The organism is Shewanella sp. 10N.286.54.B9 (assembly GCF_041468565.1).
GTDB lineage: Bacteria > Pseudomonadota > Gammaproteobacteria > Enterobacterales > Shewanellaceae > Shewanella.
Genome location: NZ_JBFRIY010000049.1, coordinates 24,529 through 31,766, shown reverse-complemented (window position 1 = coordinate 31,766; position 7,238 = coordinate 24,529). Strand labels below are relative to the sequence as shown.

7 protein-coding genes are annotated in these 7,238 nt (G+C 44.7%); 6 read left to right on the top strand and 1 reads right to left on the bottom strand.

Features of this window, described 5'->3' with window-relative positions; translation table 11 throughout:
- From ftsY to AB4135_RS17215, 6 genes are all read left to right on the top strand, one after another.
- The coding region (gene ftsY / locus AB4135_RS17240; RefSeq protein ID WP_371994700.1) for a signal recognition particle-docking protein FtsY at positions 1-1,264 on the top strand (1,264 nt) is incomplete at its 5' end.
- Positions 1,265-1,307: 43 nt separating this feature from the next.
- Positions 1,308-2,000, top strand: coding sequence for a cell division ATP-binding protein FtsE (gene ftsE / locus AB4135_RS17235; protein ID WP_371994699.1), 693 nt, complete (start codon positions 1,308-1,310; stop codon positions 1,998-2,000).
- Between the two features lie 8 nt (positions 2,001-2,008).
- Positions 2,009-2,974, top strand: a complete 966-nt coding sequence (gene ftsX / locus AB4135_RS17230; protein WP_371994698.1) for a permease-like cell division protein FtsX — start codon at positions 2,009-2,011, stop codon at positions 2,972-2,974.
- A gap of 204 nt (positions 2,975-3,178) precedes the next feature.
- Positions 3,179-4,036 (top strand): RNA polymerase sigma factor RpoH, encoded by an 858-nt coding sequence (rpoH, locus tag AB4135_RS17225; protein WP_371994697.1) that lies wholly within the window; start codon positions 3,179-3,181, stop codon positions 4,034-4,036.
- A 343-nt stretch (positions 4,037-4,379) separates the two neighbouring features.
- Positions 4,380-4,964 carry an HD family hydrolase gene (locus AB4135_RS17220; RefSeq protein WP_371994696.1) on the top strand — a complete coding sequence of 195 codons (585 nt, stop codon included), beginning with the start codon at positions 4,380-4,382 and terminating at the stop codon, positions 4,962-4,964.
- Between the two features lie 349 nt (positions 4,965-5,313).
- Entirely contained in the window at positions 5,314-5,670 is a 357-nt protein-coding gene (locus tag AB4135_RS17215; RefSeq protein WP_371994695.1) for a DUF4870 family protein, read from the top strand.
- 71 nt (positions 5,671-5,741) lie between these two features.
- On the opposite strand, the gene menE is transcribed toward AB4135_RS17215, so the two are convergent.
- Positions 5,742-7,232, bottom strand: a complete 1,491-nt coding sequence (menE, locus tag AB4135_RS17210) for an o-succinylbenzoate--CoA ligase (protein ID WP_371994694.1) — start codon at positions 7,230-7,232, stop codon at positions 5,742-5,744.
- Positions 7,233-7,238 lie beyond the last annotated feature (6 nt).

Below are 7,238 nucleotides of genomic sequence, written 5' to 3'. Positions count from 1 at the left end.
ACAGGCTGCGAAAGTAGAGGTTGAACGTGTTGCAGCTGAGCAAGCTGAAGCTGCCAGAGTTGCTGCAGAGCAAGCCGCGCAAGTAGAGGCTGAGCGCATTGCCGCGGAGCAAGCTGAAGCTGCCAGAATTGCTGCAGAGCAAGCCGCGCAAGCAGAGGCTGAACGTATTGCCGCAGAGCAAGCAGAGGTTGAACGCATTGCTGTGGAGCAGGCAGAAGCTGAACGCGTTGCTGCAGAACAGTTGGAGGCAGAGAGAGCAGCTAGTGAGCAGGCTGAGCAAGACGCCGAAGAGCAGCAGCCAGAGCCACAAGCAAAACCTGTTAAAGAGGGCTTATTTGCTCGACTGAAACGTGGTTTAAAGCGCACCAGTGAAAGCATTGGTAGTGGTTTTGCTGGAATATTCAGTGGCAAGAAGATTGATGATGATCTTTTTGAAGAGTTAGAAGAGCAGCTGTTGATTGCTGACGTTGGGGTTGAAACCACCACTCGCTTAATTAAAAACCTAACTGAGCAAGCAAGCCGTAAACAACTTAAAGATGGCGAAGCGTTATATGATTTGATGCGCGATGAGATGCAAAAGACACTCGATCCTGTCTCTGTGCCACTAATTCCTGAAAATGCTGACGGCCCATTTGTTATTTTAATGGTGGGCGTCAACGGTGTGGGTAAAACTACTACCATAGGTAAACTTGCTAAGCAGTATCAAGCACAGGGCAAGTCAGTGATGCTTGCTGCCGGCGATACCTTCCGAGCTGCAGCTGTTGAACAGTTGCAAGTATGGGGACAGCGTAACGATATCCCTGTGATTGCCCAGCATACTGGCGCCGATAGTGCTTCAGTGTTGTTTGATGCTTTACAGGCCGCAAGAGCACGTAAAGCCGATGTACTGATTGCTGATACCGCCGGACGTCTACAAAACAAAGCACATTTGATGGACGAGCTAAAGAAAGTCGTTCGAGTGATGAAAAAGCAAGATGAATCAGCGCCGCATGAGGTGATGCTAACGCTAGACGCAAGTACTGGTCAGAATGCTATTAGCCAAGCGCAGCTTTTCCAAGAAGCAGTGGGTGTAACCGGCATTACCATTAGCAAGTTAGACGGGACAGCTAAAGGCGGGGTTATTTTTGCTATCGCAGACAAGTTCGGTATCCCAATTCGCCATATTGGTGTGGGTGAGCAGATTGACGATCTTCGTACATTTGATGCTAAAGACTTTATTGAAGCGTTATTTAGTCAATCAAAAGACGACAGCGACACAAAATAACGTTAACTTATAGAGTGATATCGACGACTAAGAAATAAAACTAATGATTCGATTTGAGCAAGTCAGCAAAGTATATCCAGGAGGGCAAAAGGCCCTTTCGGATGTGAGCTTTCATTTAAAACGTGGTGAAATGGCGTTTCTTACTGGTCACTCAGGTGCTGGCAAGAGTACCTTGCTCAAATTGATCACTGTGATAGAGCGCGCCAATGGCGGTAAAGTGGCTATTAATGGTCACGACATTGCCAAAATCCGTCGTGCTCAAGTTCCCTATCTGCGCCGCGATATCGGCATGATCTTTCAGAATCATCACCTGCTAATGGAAAAGACGGTCTTTGATAATGTCGCTTTGCCGTTAATTATTGAAGGTTTTTCTCACGGCGAGATCCGCAAGCGAGTTGCTGGTGCACTGGATATGGTTGGTCTTTTTGGCAAAGAACGGCATAAGCCCATTATGTTATCTGGTGGTGAGCAGCAGCGTGTTGGTATTGCCCGTGCGATTGTGAATAAACCACCATTACTGTTAGCTGATGAGCCGACGGGTAACCTAGATCCAAAATTGTCGATGGATATCTTACGTTTATTTGAAACCTTTAATGACTCCGGCACGACTGTATTAATTGCGACCCATGATTTAGGACTTATTGCTCGGATGAAATACCGGACTTTAACGCTTAAGCAGGGACGAGTGCTTGGCGCGCAAGAGTTAGATCAATCTAGTGGCCTAGCGGCTTACTGAGGACTATGATGACTAAGCAACCTCAGTTAACCCGCAGCAAACTCCCTATTTCAGGCCAGATAGTGATGTTCTTTATTCGCCACATTCAACATGCCATGGCAAGTCTTGGCGAACTGTGGCGCAACCCTATCTCATCAGTAATGACTATGGCGGTGCTTGGCGTAAGCCTTAGCTTGCCTGCAGCGCTGCAAGTGCTGGTTAAGAATGCTGAAAACATTACCCAGTCATGGAACAGTGCGGCAGAGATCTCACTGTTTGTTGATGAAGGCCGCAGTGAGAAGAGTATTCAAAGCTTAATCACTCGCTTAAAAGTTTACCCTGAAGTGGCCGAGGTAAATTACATCAATCGTGATCAAGCTTTAGAGGAGTTTCAACGACTTTCGGGCTTTGGTGAAGCATTATCCTATTTAGACGCCAACCCACTACCCGCAGTGGTGATGGTGACACCTAGCCTTAAGTATTCTAGCCCTGAAGGGGCAAGGGAATTACTGACAAAGCTAGAACAAGAAGCTGAAGTTAGCTTTGGCCGTTTAGACATTGAATGGCTTGAACGGCTGCAGGCTGTGGTCAAACTGCTTGAGCGTACTGTATTGGCTATTGCCGCCCTGCTGGTTTTAGCTGTGGTATTAGTGATTGGTAATACCATTCGTCTGGCGATTATGAATCGCCGCACCGAAATTGAGGTGATGAAACTGGTTGGGGCGACAGAAGCCTTTATTCAGCGTCCATTCCTCTATACCGGAATTTGGTTCGGTATTATTGGTGGCGTATTAGCATGGGTGATCATAAATTTATTAGTGTGGTATCTCGATTTTGCATTGGCTGAGTTACTCGGTTTGTATGGTAGTCAGTTACATATGGAGTCATTGACGCTTACTGAATTAGGCCAGTTAGTGCTATTGGCATCCTTTCTAGGTTGGCTTGGCTCTTACCTTTCTGTAAGGCAACATCTGCGAGCGATAGAGCCTTCTTAACGGTTGTCATGCACTTGTATTAAACATGAACTATCCTTCATTTGCGTTGTCTTTATCTAGGTGTAAGAATTTAATCGTACATATTAGATAACGCCGATGGTTGACATATTTTGTCAATTAGTCGATAGTTCACAATCCATCTTATATCGAGGTGGATTTTTAGGTTTAGCTAGACCGTAGTATTGGTAATAAGTAGGAGCGTGAATGACTGATCAAACGCAAACAATGGCACTAATGGTTCCTCAAAGTAGTGGCAGCCTCGAGTCTTATATTCACTCAGCGCACAGCATCTCTATGCTGGATGCGGAGAAAGAGCATGAGCTAGCGAAGCGTCTACAGGAAACTGGTGACCTAAGTGCTGCGAAAGAGCTGATTATGTCGCACCTGCGTTTCGTAGTGCATGTTGCTAAAGGCTACTCTGGATACGGTCTACCGCAAGCCGATTTGATCCAAGAAGGTAACATTGGCTTGATGAAAGCCGTTAAGCGTTTTGACCCTGATGTGGGTGTGCGCTTGGTGTCATTTGCCGTGCATTGGATCAAAGCTGAAATTCATGAGTATGTGCTTAAAAACTGGCGCATAGTGAAAGTTGCAACCACAAAAGCACAGCGCAAGTTGTTCTTTAACCTTCGTAAAACTAAGAAGCGTCTTGGCTGGTTTAGTGATAATGAAGTGGGCATGGTTGCAGAAAGCCTAGGTGTGTCTAAAGCCGACGTGACCGAAATGGAATCACGTATGGCGGCTCAAGATCCAGCATTTGATCTGGCCAGTGATAATGATGACGAGCAAGATTATGCGCCTATGCATTACCTTGAAGATCATTCATCAGACTTAGCGTCTCAAGTTGAAAATGACAACTGGGAACAGAATAACCAAACGCGTCTGCTGTCAGCTATCAAGACTCTTGATGAGCGTAGTCAGCACATTCTCCAAGCTCGTTGGTTAAATGAAGATAAAACCACGCTACAAGAGCTAGCGGCAACCTATCAAGTCTCGGCAGAACGTATTCGCCAACTTGAAAAGAATGCGATGAATAAACTAAAAGGACGAATGGAAGGCTAAGGCTTTTTGTTAGTGCTTTAAAGAAAACCTGCTTACTAGCAGGTTTTTTTATGTCTGGAGTTTACCCAGGCATGCAGGTTGTTTCTTATCAATCAAACTTCGTTTGATACAAGGTCGTGGTGCTTCGCCCATTCTTGTAATACAGAGTAGAGCCAAGGGGCAAAGCGCTTGCGCCCGCTGTTGATTTCATAAAAGGTAATCCCTCAGCGCCCCGGCGAAATTTAAACAGCAAAATTTCGAACGGGGGAAGATTTGATTCTGTGAGTTAATGTGAAATCTTTAAAGCTAAGGTATTTTCTGGAAGACAAATAGGGCTAAACATAAATTAAGAGGAAGTAACAATATGGCAGAACGGATCTCACCGATATCAGACTTTCTACTTCAGTTAGATCGCTTAAAAGCAGTAGATAGGCGGACGTATATTAACGGTGGAGAACGGGTAGAGAATTCTGCTGAGCATTCTTGGTATTTGGCGATGGCTTGCTGGGCTTTTGCTGAGTTACTGCAAGATGACTTCGATCTGCTCAAGCTACTCAAGTTAGCATTGGTACATGATCTCGGTGAAATTGATGCGGGGGATACCTTCCTCTATAGTAAAAACAGAGCTACAGCCCATATTGATGAACGCAATTGTATCAACAGTTTAGCATCGCATGTAGGCAACCCAATTAGATCGCTTGTCGATGTATGGGAGGAGCAGGAAGCGGGCCAATCTAGAGAGGCTAAGCTACTTAAAGTTATAGACCGACTATTGCCATTTTTGCATAACATGACTAGCCAAGGTCAGGCGTGGCGAGACAATGGCATCCATAAAGTTCAAGTCTTGAAAATGCATCAATTCATTGAAAGTGACTACCCTGAAATACACATGTGGTTTATTGAAAAACTTGATTATGCGGTAGGCCAAGGCTGGCTAAAAGATGCATAAAAATGGATTAACTTATATTCTAACGAAGTAAATATAGCTACTTTAGTCAATGCTTATTCCATTGGTCTTAATGGCTGCTGGTTGAATGGAATAGGAAGTAACTCCCAAATAGAATGATTTATTTCGATAAGGTATTTCGATTGAGATTAGAGATAAAAAACTGATGCGACTATAAATTGTTCGTAATTACCATATCCATTCACAATTTGTTTACACTAACTTGTTAGCAATGATAAGTTAGCTCTCGATAGATAAGAGGCGTTGATAGTATTGCGTCATTTAGGAAGGTAAGTCATACCTTTCTGGTTATATTCATAATTTAGAAGCCATCATGAAAAGGGATAGTTAGATGAGTGAAGTTGCTGTAGATAATAATGAAGCAAGTAAAGGGAACGTTAAGATAGTTTATATTCTATATATGGTTGGGTTAGTGTTCGGTGTAACAGGTATTGTAGGCGTAATCATGGCTTACATTAATAAGAGTACCGCTCCAGAATGGCTACAATCTCACTATCAGTACCAAATTAGAACATTTTGGATTGGAGCGCTATTTATGTTTGTTGGCGGACTGCTATCATTAGTTCTAATCGGTTGGTTTATTCTATTATTTTGGGTAGTTTGGTTAATAATACGCTCAATTAAAGGAATTCAGGCTCTTGATGCTAATGAGCCAATTAATAATCCCAAAAGTTGGCTTTTTAAATAACTAACGGATAATCATTTCAAGTCAGTGGGCTAGTAACCTATTTCTAGCCTACAGTTCAGGTATAAACAACACTAATTTCCTAATTTAACCGCTGCAATAATTTGTTTACGCACAACTTTAATTCCGACTGTGGGGATATCAGGCCATGGGTAATATTGCCTTGGTCTTTTAAAGCGGGCAACTTTGTCGGCAAGAAATTCGGTTAACTCAGGTTCTGATGGCTGACTAACTGAATTGTTGGCGATTTTTATAGTCGCGGCTGGTAGGCTGCCAAACTTGTCATCTGCGATAGCAAAGACGATGGCGTCATCTATCTGTGGGTGTAGCTTTAGCGCTGCCTCTATCTCTTCGGGCTGAATATTCTCACCGCCACTGATAAACATGTTGTCGGCTCGGCCATCAATGCATAGGTTGGCATTTTCATCCCAGTGACCTAAATCTTTAGTATAGAACCAGCCGTTGGCATCTAGCGGCAGAGTATAGTGTTCTTTGGCTTGACGGTTTTGTGCGGCAGAGCCTGTTATACAAGAGCCTTTTGTCAGATAACCAAGAAACAGACATTCACCCTTTACCCATATTTCACCATCAACGATTTTGAGTTCTCGCTTGGGTAACACTGTACCGCTAGAGCCATCGGCGCGTGCTTTACCTGTGGTGATCTGCGAGCTCATCTCTGTCATGCCATAGCTCGTAAAGGCAGCTATGTTAAGCGTGTCGAGCTGCTGCAATAGATCGGCTGAGATCACGCCGCCACCCAGTAGCATAGCTTTTACTTGGCTAAGATCGCAGTTATCGCTAGTAAGCAGCTGTTGCAGTTGGGCGCTGACCAGTGATAGATGACTGACTTTGTCGCGGCTTAATTGCATTGCTAGGCTAATTTTTTTGTCTTCAAATACCACACAGGCACCGGCCAGAGCGCAGCGGTTAGCAATCGCGAGTCCACCAATATGAAACAGTGGTAACGACAGTAACCAGCAATCTTTTGCTGTGATATCGATAAGCGATTTTGAGCCACTGGCGCTGGCGATATGATTCGCCAAACTATGTACGGCCGCTTTAGGTAAACCAGTACTGCCGGAGGTGAGAATGGCGTTGACGCCTTGGTTTGGGTCAATGTTTAGTGCTGACGCTGTGCTGTGCTGAGTAAAATCGAGATTTAATTGCTGAGTAATATCGTTACTAAGTGCCGCACGCAGCGCTGGGGTGGGGCAGCTACTTGAACTGTCGGCTAACCAGCAGTAACCATATTGATGAGTGTGGATCAGCTCTATTAGCTGCTTGGGCGCGAATCGCGGTGAGATAGGACAAAACAACATACCGTGATCAACACAGGCCCAATATAGCGTGAGTAATTCTGGTTGATTATGGCCGATGCAGGCAATTCTATCGCCTCGTTGTACGCCGGCTTGTATCAACTGTTGGCCGATAGCCAGCACTTGTTGACTGAGCATTTGATAGCTGAAAGTTAGCTCTCCGATACGGTAAGCAGCGGTGTTAGGCGCTATGGCCGCGCGCTGATGGAGCGGCGATAGAGTGGTTTTACCTGCGTCATGCTGTGACATCTTGGA